Source organism: Filimonas zeae, assembly GCF_014641615.1.
GTDB lineage: Bacteria > Bacteroidota > Bacteroidia > Chitinophagales > Chitinophagaceae > Filimonas > Filimonas zeae.
The window spans coordinates 372,597-398,182 of sequence record NZ_BMIB01000002.1 but is presented as its reverse complement, the minus strand read 5'-3'; the positions used below and the strand labels follow the sequence as shown (position 1 = coordinate 398,182).

Here is a 25,586-nt window from a genome sequence, read left to right as displayed (position 1 = left end):
GCGTGTGGTTAGTAGCTGATTTTTACTGAACGGTACATGGTGTTGGCGCCGAAGCACCGCACTGAGAAATTCTGCAGAGGGTGACCAGGGTGGTTGCCGCATAAACAGCATAGGTGCCGGTGCCGGATTTGTCGTTAAGCTGCTTGTGCACGGCGCGTCCTATAAAAAGTTTAGCCATGCAGTTGGTGGGCAGCCCTTGTAAGTCTTCCGGTGTAAAGGTATACTGTCCGTTATCTGGTACACGTATTGCGGCGTACAAATGTCTTTTTTCAGGTGGCGTTTGTGGTGCCCAATAGTCGGTGTTTAATTTGAATTCAGGGTCGTATTCAATAATAATAACAACGCCATTGGTATTCTGCGGATCGGCGTTCCACTGTATAGGAGTATTATAGTTTTTGCTGTAAACAGCCAGGATAGAACTGCCCATGCTATCGGTGTAGAAAGGTGTGGCAGTTTTATTAAAGCGTATGGTAAGGGGAATGTACAAGCTATCGGTTGCGCCGCGCGTAGGCGAATTGGCAACACCATAATCGGGATTAAGGGTTACCGGTATTTTTTTACCATGAAAAACACTATAGTCAATATACCCCGAAGCAGACATGGCGCTTCCTATGCCCGTTCTGCTTGCAACGGTGTCTACAAAATAAGTGTTGCCCCCGGATAATCCGGACTGCAGGGTAAGACCGGCAAATAATACCGTGCCGCCCTGGCGTACATCTCCCTTCTGATCGTAAAAAGCACCGTTGGCTGTTAAGGGCGTAAGAGAAGTGAGGGTATCGGTATTGGTATTGGCAGTTTCGGGTGTGGTAACGGAGTTGCCGGTGGTAAAACCGTACAAGGCAAAACTGCCATTGTTGGGTGCGGAGGAAAAGTTATAATAATCCAGAATACTGTTTGAACCGGTTGTGGATGCCGGAAAAGATTTTTTGGTATTGTCCGGATCAAACAAACTGTCTCCTTTTTCGGTTTTGGAACAACTGGTTAGCAGTAAAGAGGCGAGTAATAGTTGTACAAGTGGCTTCATATGTAAAAGGGTGGTAAGGTGTGTAGTTTAAGTAATGGTAGTTATTTATATGGGCAAAATAAGTAATATGGAATGGTTCACGTTAATGAGGGTCTTAAAAAATCTGTTAACATTTATGCTGCCAAAGCAGACCCGGATTTGTTTCCATACGATTTTACATACCGGGAATCAAAATAGCAGTGGCGAATAGACCTTTTTTCTCCTTATTCTTTACGCAATCAATGTATTCAGCAGGGTATCCATGTGATGTTTTACGTGTTGCTGAAATGCCTCCGGAGTCTGGCCGGTATGTACTTTAAAGAACCGGCTAAAATAGGGACGATCTTTAAAGCCCAGCAGCCATGCAATTTCTTTAACGCTGTTTTCGCTGTGAATAATCTGTCTTTTGGCTTCCAGTATCAGACGGTCGTGCAATAGTTGCGTACTGGTTTCATTCAGCACTTCTTTTAATACCTGATTCAGGCGTTTGGTGCTAAGGCCCAATTTATCGGCATAAAACTGAACGCTTCTTTCATTAATATAATTGTCTTCCAGTAACAGCAGAAATTCATAGGCACGCTTCTGATTAATATCCAGCGTGGTAAACTCTTCCTTCTTCATTTTAATGAGATGCAGAAGAAAGACTTTGAGCAACGATTTAATCATGGCTATGTTGCCGGAATTATCCCGGTATTCGGCTGCAAGCAGATCGTATACTTTTGTCAACCGCTCTACCATGTCGCTGGTAAGCTGCATGATGGTAAATTCACCGCTCAGGTTAAATACGCGGAATACATCTAAAGCAAAATCTTTATCCTGCTCCTCCAGTAACTCACGTTTAAAAGAAAAAAGAATTCCCTTTTTACCTGCTTTGTTTAACTGGTGCACCCGGTAAGGCGGCATCAGGTAAATCCATTGCCCTTTTACGGCTGCCAGTTCAGCAGTGGTTTTGTGTAAAGGATACTCATCCTGTAGCCATAGTACTTCAAAAAAGTCTTTCCGGGCGGGATCGTATAAGTAACCGGGTGGGCAACTGTCCAGGTTCCTGATATATAAAAGAGTGTGGTTCAGTTGTAATTGATGTTCATTCTCTGCCATGCCTGCTCGCTTTTCCAATTATAATAAGTAAAGGTACGCGGTACTGATTGGATAATTTTCCCATAACATGGTACTATGTTCACTTCTCTGCCGCCGGGTTTCCTGATTATCCAATGTATTGGGCTGATAGTGTAAAGCTGACAGCAGGTGGAGGAAGTAGTTTTGCTCTTACAAATATGAACCATGTTTTCTTTTGAGGATAGTGTTTTACAAAGCCGTTTGCAGGCAGATATGCATACAGTAGCGGAGGAGAATAGCCGGATTATTACAGGGGTATCTGTTGAAGAGGCAGTTGCCCTTACGCAACTGCTGTTACAGGCTAAAAGGATATTTGTTATAGGAGCGGGGCGCACCGGACTGATGATGAAAGCGGCAGCCATGCGGTTTATGCATCTGGGGCTTACGGTATATGTAGCAGGAGAAACCACTACGCCCGCAATAACATCAGGGGATGTGTTAATAGCTGCCTCCGGATCGGGCACTACCAGCTCCATAGTTAAAGCCGCTGAAAAAGCCCATGCAGCAGGCGCAATGGTGGCAGCAGTATCAACAGTAAAGCAATCGCCACTGGCTGCTTTTGCGCAGGCAGTGCTGGTGATACCTGCTGCGCAGAAACAGGATTTTCATGGAACAATTACGCAACAATATGCAGGTAGTCTTTTTGAACAAAGTGTATTGTTGGTAATGGATGCACTGTTTCAGAGTATGTGGACTTTAAGCGGTACACCGCCGGAAGTGATGTGGAAGCTGCACGCTAATATAGAATAATCAAAATAAACAATAGTATTATGGCAAAGTTACAAGTGGCAATAGATCTGCTTACTACAGAAGAAGCATTGGCGTTAGCGGGTAAGGTAGCCCCGTATGTAGATATTATAGAGTTAGGTACCCCGCTTATTAAGAACATGGGCGTGAGTGTTATTACGGCTATGAAGCAGGCGCATCCTGATAAAATTGTATTTGCAGATCTGAAAACTGCGGATGCGGGCGAGCTGGAAGCGGATATTGCTTTTAAGGCAGGGGCTGACCTGGTTACGGTTTTAGGTGTGGCAGGTAATGCTACTATTGCAGGTGCAGTAAAAGCTGCTAAGGCACATGGCAAAGGTGTGGTGGTTGATACCATTGGCGCTCCTGACCGTGTAACAAGAGCGAAGGAAGCAGCAGCGTTAGGAGCAGAGTTTGTAGAACTGCACGCAGGACTGGATGAACAATGGACTCCCGGATATTCTATTCAGGTATTGATAGATGAGGCTGCTGTGGCCAACACGCCGGTATCTATTGCAGGTGGTGTTAATCTGCAGAATGTACAGGCAGTGGTAAAATCAGGCGTTAAAGTGGCGGTAGCCGGCGCGGCTATTTATGCAGCTGCTGACCCTGCTGCTGCTGCCAGAGCATTACGCGAAGCAATGGATGCGGTAAACTAAAAGCGAAAGAAAGCGGCCTGCCCCTATAAGGGTGGGCTGCTTTTATAATGCGCTTACAACAAGTCTGGCTTATTGCGGAAGCCTGAAAAAGGCCGTTCCTGTTTGCCACAGTTTTTTGAAGTACAGAAAAGTAAGCAGCGGAATGGATAGAACGTTAAGGTGGTTGAGGTGGTATGCTGCTTCAAAATTCAGGTGCATACAGGCGGAGATGCCTCTTAATACCCCGCAACCATAACAGCTGTTTCCGGTAATATTTTTAAAAAGGCACAAAGTAAAGTGCTCATTCCCGCTGTGGTAGTTAATTTGAAAAATCAGCAGGGGAATGAGCAGCCATACAGCAAACAAAAGCTTATCTCCTAACGAGGAATCTACCCTGGCCATCTTTATAGCTTCCTACAATAATCATGATAAGATCTACCAACGCCCAGATACCGCAACCGCCTAGTGTAATTAACTGAGCAACGCCAATACCGGTTTTTTTGGTGTAAAAGCTATGCACTCCAAAAGCGCCCAGGAAAAAGCAAAGCAACAGGGTAGTAAGCCAATCGTAACCTTCGGAAGGATCTACATAGTGGGAACCTGTTCCTGATTGGGTTGAATAGTTGTTTGTTGGAACTCCGCATTTAACGCAAACAACAGCTTTGTCGTCAATTTGTGCTCCGCAGTTTGAACAAAACATAATAAGGGTTTTAAATTTTGGCGCATGATAAGAATAATTTCTTACATGGTAAAATAGGAAACGTGCTTACCAACAATGGATTGGTGCCCCCCAAAAAAAGCATTATTGCGGGTGTTAGTGCAAAATTATGCAAGCACTGCTTCAAAAAGCAGCCGCCTCCAGGAATGAAGGCGGCTTGTTGTATCTGTCTGCTTATATGCGAATGAAAGTTATTCCTGAATACGACGGAAGTCTACATTGGTTACACTAATACCCTGGGGGCTGAAATGTCCGGCAGAAGCGTTGCACCCCAGTTTAATTACCAGGTAAATAGTACCGCTGGCGCCAAAGGTTACATCTACAGTTCTGGTGCCGCTGAAGGCTGTCCAGGTGCCCCAGTTAATAAAATTCAGTTTCTGGTTATCGCTATAATCCTTACCATCACCGGGTACGCTTTGGCCAAAGTATACCTGAAACCAGGCATCCTGTGTTACCCCGTAAGAGGCGTTGGTGGTAAAGCGGTAGGTTTTATTGGCTACCACCTGTACTGCCTGGTAAATACCCCCGTTTACAGAAGCGGTAGTGGGGCGGGTGGCTGTAGTAGCGGTGTAGGCATTGTTGGCCAGTGTCCAGATTATTTTGGTTGCATTGGCATCATACTTACCCCAGAACTGATCGTCTCCGGCATTCATTTTACTGCCTTTGAGCAGGTTGTCGTAGGCCGCATCGTTTTTGGTGGTGGTAATACTTACCGGCTGGGCACTGTAGAGTTTACCTCTTTTATCCAGCGCCTGCATTTTAATAGTATAGGTGCCTGCCAGCGGATAAAAAATGGTATCTGTGGTTTTTCCCATGGCAGCTCCGCCGCCTTTGCCCACATCCCAACGCGTACCCACGCAGTCACCTTTGGTAGTGTTGGTAATTACAAATTTAGTGTCGTTGCCTGCTACGGGTGTTACGGTAAAAGTGGCTGCCAGACTATCTACGGGTGCATATACTTCGTAACTGCCGTTAGATTCTTTGGTACATCCGGTAAGCACCAGTGCGCCGGTGGCCAGCGGTGCTATGGCGGATATTATTTTGTTAACTATTGATAACTTCATAATCTTACTATTAATAGTATTTGTGCTAAGCTTTACTTGTAAGGATTACCAACCGGTATTCTGCTGCCATCCGGTTTTGGTTATTTCGGCCTGTGGAATAGGGTACCAGTTCATTTTAGAGGCATCATACACTCTGTCTTCCAGCTTGGTTGGGGTATATACAAAGTTGGAACCGTTAAGGGTTATAGTAATGCTTCTTACAGGTTGTGCAAAAACGTTGGCTTTTTTCCATCTGCGCATATCCCACCAGCGGTGGCCTTCAAAGCCCAGCTCTACCCTGCGTTCGTGCACAACAGCATCAGCAGTAACATCTGTTAAGGCAGGCATGGTGCTACGGGTTCTTACCCTGTTAATAGCCTGTAGTGCCGTCATGCCATAGCCCTGTGGGTCTGCAGCGGCACCATAGGCATTCAGCATGGCTTCTGCATAGTTTAACAGTACCTCAGCATAGCGGATATACAACCACTGGTGGGTGGTAGTGGTATTGTTAAGCAGGTCTACACTCTGGTTAACGTGCTTGGATAAATAATAGCCGGTTTTGGTTGCATTCAGTTTGGGCTGGCCGCTGTTGCCACCAATGTAGGTTTGAATGGTGGTGGATTTAAAGGAGGTGCCGTTGGTTACCACGGTGGCAGCCAGGCGTGGATCTCTGTTGGCGTAGGGGCTGGATGCGTGGGCTATATTATTCCAGTCGAACGGAACTGAGGTGGAGCCGGTTTTTACTTCAAACTCATCCACAAAGTTCTGGCTGGGGGTAAGGCTGTTACCGTTGCTGCCTTCAAACACAATAGGAAAGTTGTTTCTTTCCAGGCCGTTCTGGGCGCCATGCCTTCTGAAAAAGATGGCTTCTGCAGAAGATACGTTAGCGGCACCGGACAGGTTGGCATAAGAGGCATCCAGGTTAAACACGTTCATGGCTATTACCTCATGGGCGGCGGCTGCTGCGTCAGCCCAGGTAAAGGTAGAACCGGCTTCTTTATACAAGGGGCTGGCTGCATATAACAATGCTCTTGCTTTAAGCGCTTTAATGGCGCCGTAAGTTACCCTGCCGCTTTCGTACCAGCTGGTGGCGGAGTTGGTGCGTACGCTGTCCGGAATAATTACTGCTGCTTTATCCAGTAAGGAGGCGATGTATTTAAAGCACTCATCTACGGAGTTTCTTTGTAAGCCCTGCCAGGTTTCCGGCTTGTTGTAATCCAGCGGCTCATTAATAATAGGCACGCCACCATAACGTTTTACCAGTTCAAAGTAAAAGAAGGCTTTCAGAAAATGACATTCGCCCTCCATAAACTTCAGATTCGAAACAGCTCTTTTATAAGCAGTGGAATCGTTGTTTACAATACTGTTGGCGATAGACGATAAATCAGCCTCTCCTTTATGTTTCAGAAACAGGTTGGCCTGGAAAATGCCGTTAAAGTAGTTAGCCCATACGCCATCCGGGTTGTTAAACTGGTTCCATACGCCATAGTTGAATATATGAGAACGGTTGCCTACAAAGGTATGGTACGCATCATCTGTTGCGGCTTCCATGTCCAGCCAGGCAAAGCCATCGGGCAGGTAGCTGTATGCATTCCATACAATACCCTGTATATAATCGTACCTTTTATACATCAGTTCAACCGGCATATCGGCGGGTATCTTTTTTACATCCAGATAGTCCTTCTTACATGAAGCAGCACCGAAGGCTGCAATCATGACAGCTATGATGATATAATGATTCTTTTTCATCCTGTAGAATTTCAAGTGTTCGTTCTAAAATTTTGCCTTGATGCCTGCGGTAATGGTTCTCATTAAAGGATAACCCATAGACAGCCGCTCCGGCTCCAGCCCGTCAATTTTGGTGCTGAGCAGGTTGTTACCGCTTATATACACCCGCAGTATATCAAACCGCTTCAGAAACTTTTTAGCGGGCAGGGTATAACCCAGCTCAGCACTGCGCAGTTTAAAGTAGTTACCGTTGCGGAGCCAGAAATCGGCCTGCTGCTCGTTGTTGTTGTTGGCCAGGGTGGACAAGCGGGGCGAGGTGGCGGTTGCCGCTGTTTCAGGCGTCCAGGGGTTACTGGAAAAGGCAGTAATGTTGTTGTTGTTGGCTAAAGGATGCGTATAGGTAAACGCTTCGTCCAGCAGGTTTACCGTTCTGTTCATGATGCCTTGTACAAACGCATCAAAATCAAAACCTGCATATTTGAAACCGATGTTAAAGCCAAGCGTCATCTCAGGCAGTTTGGTAAACCGTAGCGGGGTTTTATCGTAATCGTTAATAATGCCGTCGCCATTAATGTCTGCATACTTCAGATCGCCGGGGCGTACCTGACCGTAAGTTGATTTAACCACCCCAGCTGCCACGTTGCCATTGGCATCAAAATCCGCTACCTGATAAAAGCCGGCGTTCTGCAGGCCTCTGTACTGGTTAATTCTGTAACCTTTCTCGTACAGGTAGTCATAAGGCTGTGCCTCCTGAGATCTTCTGGTTATTTCGTTACGGGCGTAGGCTAAGGTTGCGCCACCATAGTATTCAAATCCGGTTGTGGTTTTATCGCGATACTGCAATGAAATTTCTGCTCCTTTATTGGTGGCTTCCCCGGTGTTGGTATTTCTGAAGGTAAAGCCGGTGTATTGAGGAACGCCTACCGGGGCTTCCAGAATACCTTTCCGTTTTTCTGTAAACACATCAATGGTTGCAGTCAGTTTGTTCAGCAGTGTTATGTCTACGCCAATGTTAGCACTTTTCTTTTCTTCCCATGTAAAGTTGCTGTTAGGGTAGGCGCCTTCTGTACGGCCGCCGTACGTGGTATTGGTAGTACCCAGTATAATACCGCCGCCGCCAATGCCCCATTTTTCAAACAGAAAGCGGTACGCTTCGTTGGTGTTACCGGTAATGCCGTAAGAGCCTCTTACTTTTAAAAAGCTGATGACTTTATTGTTGGCCAGAAAAGCTTCGTTGCTGGCTATCCAGCCTAAGCCCAGCGCAGGAAACAGGCCGTAACGGCTACCGTTCTTAAAATCGCCGGAACCTGCATAGGAAAAGGAAAGGTCTGCTACATATTTCTGACTGTAATCATAGGTAACAGAGCCGCGTAAGCCCTGCTCTACTACAGCATATAATTGTCCGTCGTGCGAGTAGCCAGAGCGGGTGGCCTGTAAAAAGCCTGTAAAAGTATGTTTGCCAAAAGTTCTGTCGTAGTTAAAGCCCAGCTGTACAGCGTTTCTGTTCCAGTGGTCGTTACCGGCATCGGTAATACCCTGGCTTACAGCACCCAGTACTTTATAGGTTACGTTGCCGTTGGCATCTATCACCGGGTTATCATAGGCATCTTTGGTTATTTCGTAAGAAGGTACGGCAAATCTCTTTTCCAGTATGCCTACATACAGGTTGCTGTATGAAATACCACCGTGTAAGGATAAGCCTTTGGTAAGGGCATCGAGTTTCTGTTCAAAACTGATATTGGTTTGCAGGCTTCTTGTATGAGAACTGTAAACACCGTTTTGCCTTAATAGCTGCACAGGGTTGAAGTTGTATACCGCATTGTTACCCCAGGTGCCGTTCAGGTTCTTTACCGGAAAGGCAGCAGCAGGAAGACGCAACAGGTTGGCAAAAAGCTGGGAAGCAGTAAAACCGGCAGGTGTGTTACGATCTTCTGTAATACCGGATACGGTTGCTTTTACCGAAAGGTTTGCATTCAGCTGCACATTTACATTTGCCCGCAGATTGATTCTTTTGAATTTAGCATTGGTACCAAAGTCTTTGTTTACCGCATCGGCGTCTTTGTAAGCGCCTTTAAAATCGGTAAGACCACCCAGTACAAAAAAGCGGGCTCTGTTATTACCGCCTCTGAAAGAAAGATTGTAATCCTGCGTGGCAGAACTGTTGTTGAGCACCTTATCGTACCAGTTTACATTCGGGTGAAAAGGATCATCGCTTGCTTTATACAGTTCGGGATTGTAGTACTTAATGGGCAAGCCATCGTTCTTTAAAGCCTGGTTATAGGCAGTAACATAACCATAGGCATCCATTACTTTAGGCATGGCTATGGGGCGTAAGTTGCCATAACGGGCATTCAGTTCTATTTTGGTTTTGCCGTTGGTGGTACCTTCTTTGGTACGGATGCTTAACACCCCTGTGCCACTGCGAAAGCCATACACAGCTGCCGCTGCGGCATCTTTCAGTACCGTAATGGTTTCAATTTCGAAAGGTGATAGGGCGGACAATGCATTCAGATCTACCTGAAACCCGTCCAGATAAATAGCCAAAGCATTCTCTGCCACGTTCCAGCTGCTCTGGCCGCGTATGAACAGGAAAGGATTGTCATATCCGGGCTCACCGGCACCTGCTTCTACAGATAACCCTGGTATTCTGGCCTGTAAAGTATTCAGCAGGTTGCTGGCATTGGTTCTGGACAGTTCTTCACCGGTAATGGTAAAAACTGCACCTGTGGTACGCCATTTTTTTTCGTTGCGTATGCCCATGTCAACCCTGTTCTCTGTTACGCGTGTAGCCGCTGCCAGCGAATCGGCCAGTACGGTATTCAGCGTTTGTGCCTGTGTAGCCGTAGCTGCGGAAAGCAGCAATAGCCCGGCAAGAATATGTTTGTTGTTAGATTTCATTTTTTCAGCTTAAACGTTCAATAAACTCTTTTACCATCCCGGATTCTGACCATCCCAGTTTGCACCGCCTAAATAGCGCATACTTACTTCCGTATAAGGGAAGGGTACATAGTAGTACCTGGCCGGGTAGGTTCTGGCGCCGTATGAAACCAGCGTCCAGTTCAGGTACGGGTTGGTAGGTTTGGGCGTAATGCCGTTGGTAGAGGCGGTTACCGCAAAACCATTGAAGGTTTTGCTTAACACTACATGGGCTGTTAACCAGCGGTGTAAATCGTTATACCTGTGGTCTTCAAAAGCCAGTTCTACGGTACGTTCGTTCTGAATAGCTGCTCTGAATGATACCTGATCGGTAAGGGTGGTGGCATCTTTATCCGGCATACCTGCCCGCTGGCGTATAAGGTTCATATACAGGAAGGCATCTGCTGAGGGGCCATTGTATTCATTCAATGCCTCTGCATAGCTCAGATAAAATTCTGCCAGGCGAAAAACAGGCCATGCAAAATGGTTGTCGTTGTTGTTATCCACACGGGCTACAAACTTGGCACATTCCACGGCACTGCCGGTGCCATCGCCTGCGTTGGTATCATCTGCCAGGCTGCCTTTGGCATAAGCGCCATCTGCAGATTGCCTGTAATACGGCAGAAAGGTTTTGCCGCTGTTATACCACTGGCCACCCCAGGCAAGGCTCTGATAAGCGCGTGGGTCCAGGTTTAACCCTTCGAAATAAGCTTTGAAGTCCGTACCTGAAGGCGTAGCCGTCCATTTGGTACCATCTCTTTTCTCATATACCTGTAAAAACTCAACCGGTACATTGTTTTTAGCACCCCAGCCCATCATGCGCACTTTAGAAGAGTTGTACCGCCCCCAGTCTGCCCAGCCATCTTTATTAGCATCGTTGTGGTTGTAGGTGTTTACCAGTATCATTTCAGGGTTGCCATAGGTGCCGGTAGTACCAAACACGTTGTTGCAAACAGCTTCATAATCACCTAAACCGGCGTAGTTATCTGTTTTGGCAGTGGTAAGGGGTTTACCTGTATTGTATAAAGTAACCCCGGAAGCACCGGCTGCGTCAATAACCGCTTTAGCGGCATCTGCGGCTCTTTTCCAGCGTTCTTTGTTGTAGCTGGTGTAACATAAAACAGAGTCTCTGGCATCACCAAAGCGGGCGCCCGTAACACCTGCCTTCATATTGTCAGGTGTGTTGTACAGCGGGCTGGCAGCATACAGTAATACTCTTGCCTTCAGCGCCAGTGCAGCAATACTGGTTACCCTGCCATAGTCGTTGGTTGACCGGCCGGGGGGCAGCAGGGCAGCAGCTTCATCGCACCAGCTTACCAGTGTATCTACCACAGTTTGTACAGAAGAACGGGGAATGGAAATATTACCATCACCTAGCAGCACATCTTTTACCAGCGGTATGCCGCCATACAGGCGAAAAGCACTGTAGTGCGCCATAGCACGGCAAAACAAAGCCTGGCCTTTTACATCGGTTTTCCAGTCTTCGGTAGCATCCGTTACCGAACCAATGTTTTTTAATACCAGGTTGGCTTTGCGTATTGCTTTATACCAGCCGGTAAAGGCAGTGGCAGCGGTATTGCCGCGGGATGTAATGGGGCCTCTGTCTATGCTGTAGGTAGGGGCCATACCACCTGCTATATAATATTGAAAGTTTAAGTTGCCGGCTACCCAGGCAGCACCGGGCAGCAGCAGGTGTACCTGATCGGTAAGTACATCTTCACGGCTGTCGCCGGAAGCATTCATTACAAAACCGGTAGGTATACACCAGCCATACATATCGGCTACGGCATATTGCGCCTGCCTTTGTGTATGAAAAATAGTATCCACTGTAACATCGCCACCCCTTGGCTTTTCCAGAAAGTTTTTGGTACAGCCTGTTATCATACCCGCCGTACCTATGGCGGCAACAAGCATTAAAGGAATATATAATTTTTTCATTGTTTTTCGTTTTTCTGTTCTACAATCAGAATCCGATATTAATACCTGCGTTATAAGTGCGGGTAAGCGGATAACCCATAAAGCCCATGTTTTCAGGATCGCCCCATATCTTGTTCTTATTCCAGGTATACAGGTTAAATCCGTTTACATATATGCGAACAGAATTCAGGCCCGCCCTGCTCAGCAGCCCGCGTTGGAAAGTGTAACCCACTTCCACATTTTTCAGGCGTATATAAGAGGTGTTGAGATTGAAGAAAGTATTCTGATAAGCCTGGCGGTTATAGGCGGCAATAGGGAAGGCTATTTTTTCACCCGCAGCATAACGCTCCGGTGTAAAGCGGTTCCAGTCTACCTCAAACAACGCCTCAGTAGTACCGTTAAAGTGCAGGTTGGTAGCAGGCATTGGGTTGGCGGCTACATTGGCAGCACCCTGCAGTAACACAGACATATCAAAGCCTTTGTAGTTAAAACCAAAGCTTACGCCATAGGTAATCTGCGGAATATTGGTATAGCCCGATCTTTTGTAATCTCTGCTGTCAATAACGCCATCGTAGTTAATGTCCGTCATTTTAATATCACCTGGCTGTAAAGGCACGTTGCCAAAAGCAAGGTCTTTCTGGTATACTACCTGTCCGCCGGCGTTGGTGTACGTTTTACCATCGGGGCCTTTTGCGGTAACCGGCTGCGATAAAATGGGGTTATTGGCAGCATCTACTGCATACAGTTCGCTCCAGGAGGTGTACAGTCCATCGGCTTGTAAATAAGAGCCCTGGCCAATAGGTTTGCCTGTTAATGCCTGGTATTCCAGTCCGGAAACAATAGGTTCGTCGCGGAAAACAATTCTGTTTTTGTTGTTGGCAATATTGCCTTTTACCCAGTAGCTGAAGTTTTTACCACCTTTATCGCGGTAAATAATTTCCAGCTCGTTACCCCAGTTTTCTACCTGGCCTAAGTTGTAAGGGGGCAGGTTGGCAGATACAATACCGGGAACAGTGCCTTTGGAAGAAAGAATGTCTTTCCGCTGCTCTGTAAAATGATCGAAAGTAATGGCCACCTTTTCTTTAAACAGGTTTATTTCAAAACCAATATTGGCTTTCTGAGAGGTTTCCCAGGTAACATTGGGGTTGCCCAGTTTGCTTTCGTAGGCGCCCTGTATATTGTTGCGGTTAGAGCCGTACTGACCAAAGTAGTATCCATTCATTACCGCACTGCTGTATGCCCATACATCGGGCAGATACATATAGCGGGTGCCACCCACTACATCATTACCTACTTTACCTACCGACCCTCTTATTTTTAAGAAAGTAACAATGTTGTTTTTGGGCCAGAAGTCTTCTTTACTGGCCACCCAGCCTGCTGAATACGCGGGAAAGTAACCAAATCTTTTGCCTTCGGGAAAGTTTTCAGAACCGTTAAGGCCCATGTTAAACTCTGCCAGGTATTTGCCCTTATAAGCATACGTAACCCTTCCTACCAGGCTCTGATAGGCGTGGGGCAGGTTATAGGCCAGGTTAGGATCAAACTTTTTGCTCAGGTTGGCCATAGCCAGGCCTGAAAAAGCATGATCGCCAAAGGTGCGGTTATAGTTCAAGGCGGCTTCTGCATACCAGGTACGCCACTTGCCGGAATACCAGTTTACAAAACGCTGCGAGGGCGCTTCGTTATTCATCTGCACCCATATAGGGTTCAGTTTGTCGCCGTTGGGGTTGGCGCGTACCGTCCAGTATACAGGAAACGACTGGCCGCCGGAAGTGCTGGAGAAATAGCTGTCGTACGAACCTCGTACGTTGGCGGTAAGGCCTTTGGTAATAAAGTCCAGCTTATGCGTTACCCGAAGGGCGGAGTTAAGTGTACTGTTGTTATTAATGTTATACTGGTTACGCATGGCCAGGCTGTACAGTGGGTTAAACTGCTCTGCCGTCTGGTTCCAGATAAATACAAATTTTCCATCTACATACCCGGGCGAGCCCATGGGGTTGGTCCACATCAGGTTTTTCTCATAGTTATAGCCATCGTTGTTCATGCCTGAAATCTGCACAAACTGGGTTCCTATATCTACGGAAACTTTCAGGTTGTCATTTACATCAAAGTCAAAGTTACCTCTGAGGTTGTAGCGGTCTTTTTTATAATCCATCTCACTGGAAAAGGGCATGTAGTCTGTTTTAAACAAACCGCCCTGGGTTAAATAACCGGCAGAGAGAAAGTACTTCATGCCTTTGGTACCGCCGGTAATGTTTACGTTGGCCTGTACCTGTGGTGCGCGTTTTTTGTAAATCTGCGATTGCCAGTCCTGATCGGGGTGAAAATACGGATCGTAGTACGGGTTAGGAGAGCCATCTGCCAGCTTAGGCGTATGTGCATTCTGATAGTATTTCAGATCTTCATCAGAATACTGCGGCGTATAACCGGTTTTTCTTTTGGCTACAAAGTTGGCCCAGCCATCTGCCCTGTTTGCCACATCTGCATCGTTAGCGTGTTGCTGCCAGTAGGTTTCCCATATCTGTTCATTGCGCAGGGTGGCGTATTGAAATGAGTTTACGTATTTAGGCTGTCTGGTAAACTGGTTGGCAGCAGCCTGTACGGTAGCGCTTACCCGTGGGGTGCCTTCTTTACCGCGTTTGGTATTGATAAGTATAACCCCATTGGCGCCGCGTACACCAAACACCGCCGTGGCACTGGCATCTTTCAGAATACTGATATTGTCAATTTCGTTAGGGTCAATATCGTTGTACGTATCGCGCACAATGCCATCCACCATAATCAGTGGTGCCGTGTTGCCGGTATAGGTACCCACACCTCTTATATAAAGGGTAGAGGCATCTGAGCCCGGTTTGCCGGAGCTTTGCACAGAAATAAGCCCCGGTAAACGGCCTGCCAGCGCATTGCTGATGTTGGCCACCGGCGACTGTACAATTTCCTTAGCGTTGATGGTGCTGATGGCAGCGGTAACAGAAGCTTTTTTCTGTTGCCCGTAGGCTACCACAATTACATCGCCCAGGTTGGCGGCATCGCTCCGCTGAAGGGTAATGGTAAAAACTGCGTTGCTGCCTATATTAATATCCTGTGGGGTAAAGCCCACGCCTGTAATGGTTAACGTTTTATACGTATCGTCAATATTCAGGGTAAAACTGCCTTGCGCATCGGTAAGGGTACCTGTGGAGGTTTTTTGTGTAGCCCGGGTTGCCGATACAGAAGCACCGGAAACAGGTGCGCCTTTGTCGTCAAGAATAGTTCCGCTGATTTTTCTGGTTTGTGCAAAGCCATCCTGCTGAATAACGATGGCCATAATAAATACCAGAATCCTGGATAAAAGCTGTCTTTTATTCATAATTCTCACGTGGTTGTTTTGGTAGTGATTAATAAAATAACTGCGGTAATACTGTTGCTAAACCGTTTAAACGGTTCGGGAAATTCAAATACATCGAAGGGGGCCGGATATACGTCCGGCAGGGATACCAGTAGTTGACAAGCATTTCGTTTTGGTTTTACCAGTTTTTTATGAAGGAGTTTCGTTGGCTAAACCGGGTGCAATTTTAGAAAATGTTAAGAAATTACAAAAAAGGGGAGTACGTCAAAACCTCTACAGACCAGAAAAATTAATTTGATAACCAATTGTTTATACTACGTCATTCAAAAAATACACTACACCGGTGCTTTCGTTTTTCCTTAGCAGTAACCTTTAGCGGTATCAATGTGGCTAACAGTACTTTTTTTACCGGGTGTTACCACTGCCGGCAATATTTGTTGATTTCGAAATTTCGGCGCCGTATGCTTCTGATAAGTGCGTTGCACAAACCGATTTGTTGGCGTAAAGGCTGTATCCGGCCTGCTATTTTAAAAAATAACTATCCTTTTTACTGCCTGGTTACCGTTTAAACGGGTGGGTTTAGGGCCACTTACCGGCAACAAATGTGCTTTTTTGCGTGGTAAGTGGCAAAATGCAGGTCAGCTTTTCCGGCAACTAAATTTTTTACGGAGTTGTTAGATAAAGCATACACATTATCAGGGATGTGTTAGAAACTGATTAAAGGAGGCAGGTACCTGTGTTGAAGGTTGCATGTAGTATTGCTGCTATACGAAAACTTGCCTGATATGGAACATCCTAAAACAATCACCTGGCTTTCAGAGGTAGGTATTACCGATCTGAAACTGGTAGGGGGCAAAAATGCCTCTCTTGGTGAAATGATCCGAAACCTTGGCGCCCTGGGTATACGTGTACCGGAGGGGTATGTTGTTACCGTGGAAGGGTACCGCCAATTTTGTGCGTTTAACCAACTGGAGCAGCGGATACGCGATCTGGTAAACAGTATTGACCATGAAAGCGTGGAATCGCTACGGCGGGTGGGGCAGCAGGTGCGGCAACTGATCCGCAACTCCAAATTTCCTCCGGCTTTAAGTAAAGAAATTACAGAAACCTACCGGGAGCTTTCCGGTCGCTACGGGCAGGATGCTACGGATGTGGCGGTACGTTCTTCTGCTACTGCCGAAGATTTGCCCGAGGCATCTTTTGCCGGTCAGCAGGAAACTTACCTCAATGTACGCGGCCCTGCTGCTTTAATGGATGCTGTAAGAAACTGTTTCGCCTCTCTTTTTACAGACCGTGCTATCAGTTACCGGCAGCGTTTTCAGTTCGACCATTTTCAGGTGGGGCTATCTGTTTGTATTCAAAAAATGGTGCGTAGCGATCTGGGTTCGGCAGGGGTAGCCTTTTCTATTGACCCGGAAACAGGGTTTGAAAATGCAGTAGTAATTAATGGTGCTTTTGGTTTGGGTGAAATGGTGGTGCAGGGTGCTATTTCGCCGGACGAGTTTATTGTTTTTAAAACTACTTTGGGCGAAGGGTACCGGCCCATTATTGAAAAGAAGTTGGGCCGGAAAGATCAGAAAATGGTATATGGCGACGACCCGGATGAGCGTGTAAAAGTAATTTCGACAGAAAAAAGCGCCCGTACCAGCTTTTGCCTTACAGAGGACAGTATATTGGAACTGGCCCGTTGGGTAACTGCTATTGAAAGCTATTATGAGAAGTTGTATAACCGTTTCTGCCCTATGGATGTGGAATGGGCAACAGATGGTTTAAACGGGCAATTGTATATTGTACAGGCCAGGCCTGAAACGGTTCAAAGCCGGAAGAAGAAGCATACACTTATTGAATACAGGCTGGATAAACCGGCAGCGGATGCTGTAAAAGTTATTTGTAAGGGTATTGCGGTGGGCGATAAGGTAGCGGCCGGAAAAGTGAATATTTTTTATTCGCTGGACCAGCGGGTAGAAGGCGATGCCTTCCGGGAGGGGGATGTGCTGGTAACGGATATGACGGATCCTGACTGGGAGCCGATAATGAAAAAAGCGTCAGCCATTATTACCAATAAGGGAGGGCGTACCTGCCATGCCGCTATAGTAGCACGTGAAATGGGGGTGCCCGCTATTGTTGGTTGCGGTAACGCTACAGATATACTTACGGCAGGGCAGCTGATAACGGCTTCCTGTGCCGAAGGGGAAGAGGGTATAGTGTACGAGGGAATTATTCCCTTTACCCAAACCGAAACAGACCTGAACAGTTTGCCCGAAATACAAACTCAGCTGATGCTGAATGTAGGCAGCCCTTCCCTGGCTTTTCAGTTTGCACACCTGCCGCATAAAGGCATAGGGCTTGCACGTGAAGAGTTTATTATCAATAATTATATAAAAGTGCATCCATTGGCGCTGTTGCAGCACCGGCAACTGAGCGATAAAGCGCTTTCCGATACCATTCAGGAACTTACAGCAGGTTTTGCCAGCGAGCGCGACTATTTTATTCAGAAGCTTTCTTATGGTATTGGAAGAATAGCAGCAGCTTTTCATCCTTACCCCGTAATTGTGCGGTTTTCCGATTTTAAAAGCAATGAGTATTACAACCTTCCAGGTGGAAAGTATTTTGAACCCCATGAAGAAAACCCCATGATTGGCTGGCGCGGCGCATCCCGTTACTATTCCGAAGCGTTCAGGGAAGCATTTGGAATGGAATGCGAAGCCATCAGCAAGGTACGGTCTGAAATGGGGTTATACAATGTGGTAGTAATGATACCGTTTTGCCGTACAGTGGAAGAGCTGCTGGAAGTAAAAGCGGTAATGAAGCACTACGGGCTGGAACAGGGGAGGGATGGCCTGGAGGTATATCTGATGGCGGAGCTGCCTTCCAATATTCTGATGGCACGGGAGTTTGCGCAGCATGTGGATGGCTTTTCTATTGGCAGCAACGATCTTACACAGCTTACGCTTGGATTAGATCGTGATTCTTCGCTGGTGGCGCATTTGTACGATGAGCGGAACGATGCGGTGCTGCGGTTGATTGCCATGTTAATAGATGCGGCCAAAGAGGCCGATATTAAAGTGGGTATATGTGGCCAGGGACCATCTGACCATCCGGATTTTGCGCAGTTTCTGGTAGAACGGGGTATTGATTCTATTTCTGTAACACCAGATTCGGTTATTAAAACAGTAAAGGCAATATATGCAGCCGAAAAGCGTGTATTGGCCGGTACTACTGTATAAACAGGGGGATTTTTGAGGAGGAGAGGGCTGGCTTTTGCCGGCCCTTCTGCCTTTAAAACGATATGTGAGGGAAATCTGATAACTTTGGGCTGTGTTATTCCCTGCTTAATTAGTGTCCGAACCATCCACATATGATGATTACCCTATTGTAAAACGGCTACAGCAAAATGAAGAAGCTGCGTTTACAGAAATTTATCAGCGTTACTGGAAGCTTTTGTTTTCCGTGGCGGCTAATAAGTTAACGGATGTATTTGAGGCAGAAGAAGTAGTACAGGATGTACTTGCCGATTTATGGATACGGCGCCATACACTTGCTATAGAACATTCTCTTAAATCATATCTCGCTGCTGCTGTTAAGTTTAAAGTATATACCCGGCTGGCGAAACGTTACCGCCAGGCAGAAAGGGAAGCAGGCCTTACCACACCGGAGGTAGACCATTTTTCTCCGGAAGAACAACTGCATTACCGGCAGTTACAGCAGGAATTGTTCGAACTGGCCCAGCAATTACCTGAAAAATGCCGGCTTATTTATCAACTGAGCCGGGAAGATGGCCTTTCTAACCGGGAAATTGCGGAAAAACTGTCTATTTCGCAGAAAACAGTAGAAACGCAAATTACCCGTGCGTTGAAAAAACTCCGTTCCGGTTTTAAACTGCTGCTTTTCCGCTATTACCCCGCCTGAAAATATTTTTTAACGGTTTGTAGGGGGAATCTCATTTTTCTGAGACATGTGTGTAAACTAGCTACTCATGCCTGAGAAAAAGGAATTGCTTTATTACTACCAACTGGCTGCAAAATGGGAAAACCGTACCATTACTGCTGCAGAAATGCAGGAGCTGGAAGCGTGGTACCAGCAAAACCAGGACCATCCTGTAATTATTCCGGCAGAACTGGCAGTGAGTGAAGAAGCACATCAGACACAACTTTTACACAAAATATACCAACAGGCCCATCTGCATCAGGCTGAGGCAACACCGGTAAAACGTTTACCGCAGCGTTGGCGTTGGGTAGCAGCAGCCAGTGTACTGGTGCTGGCTACAGGCGGTTATTTCTGGTTTAAGGGCAACCCAACACCTGCCCCCCAGGTAGCGGTGGCGCCGGCAAAAGATATTGCACCCGGTAAAGAAGGTGCTATACTTACGCTTGCTGATGGCAGCACAGTGGTACTGGATTCGCTACAGAACGGATGGGGTACCACCCAGCAATCTGCAAATATTCAGTTACAAAACGGTCAGCTGAAATACGAGGCCCAGGCAGGGGCGTCCGCAGCAATAGCTTACAATACGCTCAGTACCCCCCGGGGCAGACAGTTTTCTATAGCCCTGCCCGATGGTTCCAGGGTTTGGCTCAACGCAGCTTCTTCTATTACTTTCCCTACTTCATTTACCGGTAACGAACGGTTGGTATCTGTAACCGGCGAAGCTTATCTGGAAGTGGCTGGTAGCGCCAAATCGCCCTTCCGCGTACGCATTAACGATAAAACTACCGTAGAGGTGCTGGGCACCAGCTTTAATATTAACGCTTATGATGATGAGCCGGTAATAGCTACTACGTTATTAGCGGGCCGGGTACGTGTAAATACTGAAGCCAGGGCGGCATTGCTTAAGCCCGGGCAGCAGGCGCAGATAACCCCGCAGAGCGCCCTTACCGTTAAACAGGCAGATGTGGCTGCGGTTACCGCCTGGAAAGATGGCCATTTTATTTTCAGCAATACAGAATTAAAAGAATTAATGCGCCAGCTGGAACGCTGGTACGATATAGAGGTTGCCTATAAACCCGGTGTGGAGCAAATCATGTTCTCCGGCGATATGCAACGCAGTCTTACATTGATGCAGGTAATTAAAGGGCTTGATAACATGGGTGCCAGATTTAAGCTGGACGGCAGAAAGCTGCTGGTTACCCCTGCATCGTTATAAAACACAACCCCCGATTCTTATATAAACCAACCGGATTTGCGGCCGCATTACCGGGCGGCTCTCCTATGCAACTACCATAACATATTTTATTAACCAAAACTGTTGCAGGTATGTACGTTTGTTTTGATTTAAAGGCCTCTCCGGAGAAAAAGTGTAAACCGAAATTCCGGAAAAAGCTGCTGGTATTGCTTTTTTGCCTTGGCTATGGCGCCAATGCTGTAATGGCACAGATACATTACAGTGGTAAGGAAGTAAAGCTGGATAAAGTGTTTGCTGCGGTGAAACAGCAAACCGGGTATTCCATTATGTACAATCCTGACATGGTAGAAAAAGCAAAGCCGGTTACCATTGAAGCGCATGATATGAGCGTGGAGGCTTTTCTTACACAGGTATTGAAAGGAAGTGGCCTGGCTTACACCATTGAAAACAAAACCGTATTTATAAAAAAGGCGGAAGCGCACGACCACGCTGCACACATGAATACCGGTGGTTTAAAGCTTACCCGCATTTATCAGCTGGAAGGTACCATTACCAATGCCAAAGGTGAACCATTACCTGCAGTTACGGTAGCGGTAAATGGTACTACCAAAGGAATGGCTACAGACGACAAAGGCCACTTTGCACTGGAAGATGTGCCGGAGAACGGTACGCTACGTATAGCTTCTGTTGGTTATGAAACCATACTGGTGCCTGTTAAAAGCTGCGCCGCCAATGGCAGCCCGGCTGGTGGCATTACCTGTGCTATGCCCGATCATTCGCACGTACAGATTACAATAGTAATGAAGGCGGCAGTGAACGAGATGACGGATCTGTTTCTGACTGCTAACACCGGTTACCAAACCTTATCTAAAGAAAGAATTACCGGCGCTGCGGATGTAATTACCGATAAAGAGCTGAACGCACACCTGAATACTTCCTTGTCTGCTGCTATTGAAGGTAAAGTAGCAGGCTTAAGCATGTACAAAAATAATCCTGTGATAAGAGGGGTGGGTACTTTCAGAATACCTGCGGATGGTTCTTCTGCTTCCACACCACTGTTGGTAATAGATGGGGTAGTAACAGAAGGTACTTTAGATCAGATAAACCCTTATGATATAGAATCGGTAACTGTGTTGAAGGATGCTGCTGCTGCTTCTATTTATGGCGCGCGTGCTGCGAATGGTGTAATTGTATTAAGTACCAGAACGGCAAAACGTGGAGAAACACAATTGAGTGTGAATGCAGATTATTTTATAACAGATCGCCCGGATCTGAGTAAGATGCATTATGCCAGTACCAGCGATATGATTGATTATGAAACGCAGGTATATAAATATAACCTTAGCAGATATGCTAATAATACTACCTCCCTTTTTAACTCATACGGTACGTTGAATAATGCCACTACTTATTATTCGCCATTATATGCGTTATACAGAAACGAGGCGGAGAATAAAATTACGGCCAAACAGGTTGATAGCACGCTGAGCCAATGGCGTAATAATGATTATATGGCGCAGTTTCACGATCTGGTATGGCGGCCCGAGGTGCGTAAGAGGCTAAACATGTCAATCGGGGCTTCTTCCGATAAAAGCAATACTTATTTTTCATTGAACTACGATGGCAACCAGCTGCGGATGAAAAATAACTACAATGATAATTTTAACCTGTACTTTAAAAACAGTTATAATTACCGTAACTGGTTTCAGTTTACAGTTGGCGGTAATGCCGGTTATACACGCAGTGTAACTACCCCTACGGAATATGATAACTATTTTCTGCAGCCACGGTACGATAGAATTGTTGACGATGCAGGTAACCGGGTAAACACAGATTATATTAATCTGGCAGATGGGTTCAGCTCCAATGTATATATGAACAGTGCTACCGTAGCTGCCATGCAGGCGAACGGTAACTTTAAGCCGGTATACTTTAATATTCTGGATGAACTGGAATATAATAAAACCAAAAAGCAGAGTCTGCGCCTGCGGGCATTTGCTGATGCTACAGCCAAACTGTTACCCTTTCTGAATTTCAGTACCAGATTTCAGTACGAACTGGCTAAAAACGAAACGGAGTTCTACAGCGAAGCGGCTTCCTACAAAATGCGTTATTTATACAATACTATGACCAGCTACGATGCTGCTACTAAGGTGTATAAAAGAAACGTACCGGATGGTGACAGATTGTATCAGTTAATGCAACAAGGCAGAAACTTTACCTGGCGTAATCAGTTCGATTTTAATAAACGTTTTACTGCAGCCCGTGCACAGCATGAGGTTACTGCAATAGCAGGTATGGAAGTAAGGGAAACATTTTCTCCTGTTGACGTAAGTTCACTTCGTTACGGATTCAATCCGGTAACATTGGGAAATGCCAATACAGACTGGCTTACGCTGAGTGAAACCGGGATCAACAGTTATGTATCTGGTAAAGGCGCTACGCTTTCTTATACGCCGGGTAAACAATTAGCTGAAACCAGGCATCGCTTTGTATCCTATTATGGAAATATGGGATATACTTTGAATGGCAAGTACAACCTTACCGGAAGTGTGCGGGTAGATGTGGCTGACTTTTTTGGTGGTGATCCCAAGTACCGTTACAGACCATTGTGGTCAGTAGGTGGTGGCTGGAATATTAACCGCGAAGACTTTATGAAGGGTATTCATTGGGTAAATATGCTTAAAATGCGTGCTACCTATGGCGTAAGTGGTAGTGTTGATCAGTCCAGCTCTCCTTATGTAACTGCTACTATCAGAAATGATAATCTTTTTAACAACCTGCAGTATTATAATATAACTTCTTATCCCAACCCCAAACTGCGGTGGGAAAAATCTGCTACTGTTAACCTGGGTTTAGATTTTGCTTTATTTAATCATGTAGTTACCGGTAGCCTGGATATGTACCGCAAATACAGCTCTGATTTATTTGTCATCAAATCACTCGACCCTACCGTAGGTACTACCTCGCAAACCATTAACAATGGAGCTATCAGCAACAAGGGTATTGAGTTGGCGGTAAACTATAACTGGCTGCGCAAGAAAGACTTCCAGGCTTCTTCTGCTGTAACCTTCGCTTATAATACCAACAGAATTGTAAATACCGAAAGGTTAAGCACTACCCCAGGCGTATACATCAGTTCTCCTGCTTATTACTTTATGGCAGGTACACCGTTAAACTCGGTATATGCTTACCGTTATGGCGGTATGGTAAAGGGCGTGCCCTATGTGCTGGATGAAAAAGGTGCTGCTAACGTAACGTACGATGCGGATGGTAATCTGGTATCTCATAAAGTAATTAACTCTGTAGATGCACTGGTGCGCATGGGTACGGTTGCTCCGGTGTGGAGTGGTTCATTCCGTCAGAGTTTTGCTTATAAAGGCTTTCAGATAAGTGCCATGTTTGCTTTTTATGGCGGGCATAAAATGCGCAGAGATGCTACTGATTTCTCCGGCTATCTGCAAACGGATAAGGATATTGCCAACAGATGGACTACGGCTAATCCAAATTCTGATATTCCGCGTTTTCAGGTGGATTATGCAGAAGCTGTAAGAAACTCAGCCAACGATTTATCTTCTTATTACCGTTATTCCGATCTGAATGTGGTAAGCGCTACTTCTGTGCGTATGCGTAACCTTTCTCTGGCTTATGCATTACCTGCTAAATACAGCAGACTGATAGGTATGAAAGGGGTAAGGCTTACTGCACAGGCAAACAACCTGTGGCTATGGTCTGCCGCGGGAGACGATCTTGACCCGGAAACAATGAGCCTGAACAGTCCTACACGCACGCTGCCTACCTCCAGATCGTTCCTGTTTGGACTTAACGTTAATTTTTAATACCGTAAACAGTACATCATGCAAAAGTTATTATCCTATATAGCTGTTGGAATTTTTCTTACTGTATCTGTAGCCTGTACAAAGTATACGGATATTACGCCAAAGGGCAGACTGGTGTTGGAAAATGCTGAGGAATATTACAATCTGGTCAGTCTCCCTAACAGGGCTTACCCCACTAACCAGTTTTATTTGCTGGCAGATGATATGTGGTTAAAAGAAAGCACCATACTATCTGCTTCTAAAAATCTGACCAGTATTCACTTTCTTTTCGATTCAAGCGAAACAAGGTTGAAGTATGTATCGGGCTTTACGTTATATAACCAGGCGTATAACTATATCAACCGTTGGAATATGGTTATTACACTGGTGGGCGACAGTAAAGGCGAGGAATCAGTTAAAACCCTGGCGACCGCAGAGGCAAGAGTGTTACGCGCATTTGATCATTTTGTATTGGTAAACACGTTTGCAAATCATTATAATCCTGCTACGGCTGCTACTGATGGTGGTATCTGTATTATGGATAAATATGATCTGGAATCTGTTCCAACCAAGTCTTCTGTAGCAGCAGTGTATGCGTTTATAGAAAAAGACCTGGAGGAGTCTATTCCTTATCTGCAGGTAAATCCTAAAGATATATACCATCCATCTCTGGCTTTTGCCTGGGCATTCAAAGCCAAAGTGCATTTGTTTAAGAAGGAGTTTGCAAAGGCTAAAGAGGCAGCGCTGAAAGCCTTAACGTATAATAACAGTGTGTACGATCTGGTAGAGTATACCAGACTGGGTGGTCCTTCTAAAGTAAATGTTCCTGCCGGTGTTAACCCGGAAGTGCTGAGTTATATGTATATGACAGGCTATACCGAAATGAACTTTCTCAATTATGTAATTACTACTGAACTGAAAGATTTGTTTGGTAAAAATGATGCACGGTACAATCTATTTTTCGCGACATCGGGCTCTTATGTAGATGCGGGTAGTAATACGGCCTTCTGGAACGTGAAGAATACTGCGTTCTTTTATCCTACAGTGGGTATGAAATCGCCTGAAACCTGGTTGATGCTGGCGGAGTGTTATGCCCGTGAGGGAAGCCTGAAAGAAGCAATGGATATTATTAACATGCTGCGTAATAAGCGTATTACTGTTGCATCAGAAGCTACGCTGGCCGTGCCTGGTACCATACAAGAAACCATGAGCATTGTTATTAATGAACGTAGAAAGGAACTGCTGTTTGGCTTTAACCGTTTGTGGGATTTGCGCAGGCTGAATACAGAGCCGGATTATGCTAAAACGGTAGTACGGAAATTTCCGGTAGTTACTACCAGTGTGCCGCAGCAAACGTATACACTGCCTCCCAATTCAAGGCTGTACACGCTGCCTTTTGCGCCGGATGTATTAAAGCTGAATCCGGGCCTGACTATTAACACAGGCGAGGAAATTCCGTGGTAATGGGCTGACAGGTAAAGACGACTAAAGA

Annotated in this window: 16 protein-coding genes; 7 read left to right on the top strand and 9 right to left on the bottom strand. The window is 46.0% G+C overall.

Annotated elements, in window-relative coordinates; all coding sequences use genetic code 11:
• Positions 1-22 precede the first annotated feature (22 nt).
• On the bottom strand, positions 23-1,024 hold the full coding sequence (locus IEY13_RS08390; protein ID WP_188951537.1) for a hypothetical protein: 1,002 nt from the start codon (positions 1,022-1,024) through the stop codon (positions 23-25).
• A gap of 210 nt (positions 1,025-1,234) precedes the next feature.
• On the bottom strand, positions 1,235-2,101 hold the full coding sequence (locus tag IEY13_RS08385) for a helix-turn-helix domain-containing protein (protein ID WP_188951536.1): 867 nt from the start codon (positions 2,099-2,101) through the stop codon (positions 1,235-1,237).
• 183 nt (positions 2,102-2,284) lie between these two features.
• Here IEY13_RS08385 and hxlB point away from each other — a divergent pair, with 183 nt between their 5' ends.
• Entirely contained in the window at positions 2,285-2,869 is a 585-nt protein-coding gene (gene hxlB, locus IEY13_RS08380; protein ID WP_188951535.1) for a 6-phospho-3-hexuloisomerase, read from the top strand.
• 20 nt (positions 2,870-2,889) lie between these two features.
• Entirely contained in the window at positions 2,890-3,525 is a 636-nt protein-coding gene (hxlA, locus tag IEY13_RS08375) for a 3-hexulose-6-phosphate synthase (protein WP_188951534.1), read from the top strand.
• A 69-nt stretch (positions 3,526-3,594) separates the two neighbouring features.
• Here hxlA and IEY13_RS30415 read toward each other — a convergent pair whose 3' ends face one another.
• The 7 genes from IEY13_RS30415 to IEY13_RS08340 form a co-directional block, all read right to left on the bottom strand.
• Positions 3,595-3,906: a DUF2752 domain-containing protein gene (locus IEY13_RS30415; protein WP_188951533.1), complete on the bottom strand. Its 312-nt coding sequence runs from the start codon at positions 3,904-3,906 to the stop codon at positions 3,595-3,597.
• The gene (locus IEY13_RS08365; RefSeq protein WP_188951532.1) at positions 3,875-4,204 is read right to left on the bottom strand and encodes a TM2 domain-containing protein; all 330 of its coding nucleotides are present in this window, start codon (positions 4,202-4,204) and stop codon (positions 3,875-3,877) included. The genes IEY13_RS30415 and IEY13_RS08365 overlap by 32 nt, the downstream gene beginning before the upstream one ends.
• 209 nt (positions 4,205-4,413) lie before the next feature.
• A complete protein-coding gene (locus IEY13_RS08360) occupies positions 4,414-5,286 on the bottom strand; it encodes a hypothetical protein (RefSeq protein WP_188951531.1) in 873 nt (290 codons plus the stop codon).
• Positions 5,287-5,331: 45 nt separating this feature from the next.
• Positions 5,332-7,014 (bottom strand): RagB/SusD family nutrient uptake outer membrane protein, encoded by a 1,683-nt coding sequence (locus IEY13_RS08355; protein ID WP_188951530.1) that lies wholly within the window; start codon positions 7,012-7,014, stop codon positions 5,332-5,334.
• Between the two features lie 24 nt (positions 7,015-7,038).
• Positions 7,039-9,891: a SusC/RagA family TonB-linked outer membrane protein gene (locus IEY13_RS08350; protein WP_188951529.1), complete on the bottom strand. Its 2,853-nt coding sequence runs from the start codon at positions 9,889-9,891 to the stop codon at positions 7,039-7,041.
• A 30-nt stretch (positions 9,892-9,921) separates the two neighbouring features.
• On the bottom strand, positions 9,922-11,847 hold the full coding sequence (locus IEY13_RS08345) for a RagB/SusD family nutrient uptake outer membrane protein (RefSeq protein WP_188951528.1): 1,926 nt from the start codon (positions 11,845-11,847) through the stop codon (positions 9,922-9,924).
• A gap of 25 nt (positions 11,848-11,872) precedes the next feature.
• Positions 11,873-15,175 carry a SusC/RagA family TonB-linked outer membrane protein gene (locus tag IEY13_RS08340; protein WP_188951527.1) on the bottom strand — a complete coding sequence of 1,101 codons (3,303 nt, stop codon included), beginning with the start codon at positions 15,173-15,175 and terminating at the stop codon, positions 11,873-11,875.
• Between the two features lie 764 nt (positions 15,176-15,939).
• Between IEY13_RS08340 and ppsA the strand changes: the two genes are divergently transcribed.
• From ppsA to IEY13_RS08315, 5 genes are all read left to right on the top strand, one after another.
• Complete coding sequence (ppsA, locus tag IEY13_RS08335) at positions 15,940-18,381, top strand: phosphoenolpyruvate synthase (protein WP_188951526.1); 2,442 nt, start codon at positions 15,940-15,942, stop codon at positions 18,379-18,381.
• Positions 18,382-18,493: 112 nt separating this feature from the next.
• Positions 18,494-19,063: an RNA polymerase sigma-70 factor gene (locus tag IEY13_RS08330; protein ID WP_188951525.1), complete on the top strand. Its 570-nt coding sequence runs from the start codon at positions 18,494-18,496 to the stop codon at positions 19,061-19,063.
• Between the two features lie 67 nt (positions 19,064-19,130).
• Positions 19,131-20,297, top strand: coding sequence for a FecR family protein (locus IEY13_RS08325; RefSeq protein WP_188951524.1), 1,167 nt, complete (start codon positions 19,131-19,133; stop codon positions 20,295-20,297).
• Between the two features lie 110 nt (positions 20,298-20,407).
• Complete coding sequence (locus IEY13_RS08320; protein WP_188951523.1) at positions 20,408-24,115, top strand: SusC/RagA family TonB-linked outer membrane protein; 3,708 nt, start codon at positions 20,408-20,410, stop codon at positions 24,113-24,115.
• 18 nt (positions 24,116-24,133) lie between these two features.
• Positions 24,134-25,558 carry a RagB/SusD family nutrient uptake outer membrane protein gene (locus tag IEY13_RS08315; protein ID WP_188951522.1) on the top strand — a complete coding sequence of 475 codons (1,425 nt, stop codon included), beginning with the start codon at positions 24,134-24,136 and terminating at the stop codon, positions 25,556-25,558.
• Positions 25,559-25,586 lie beyond the last annotated feature (28 nt).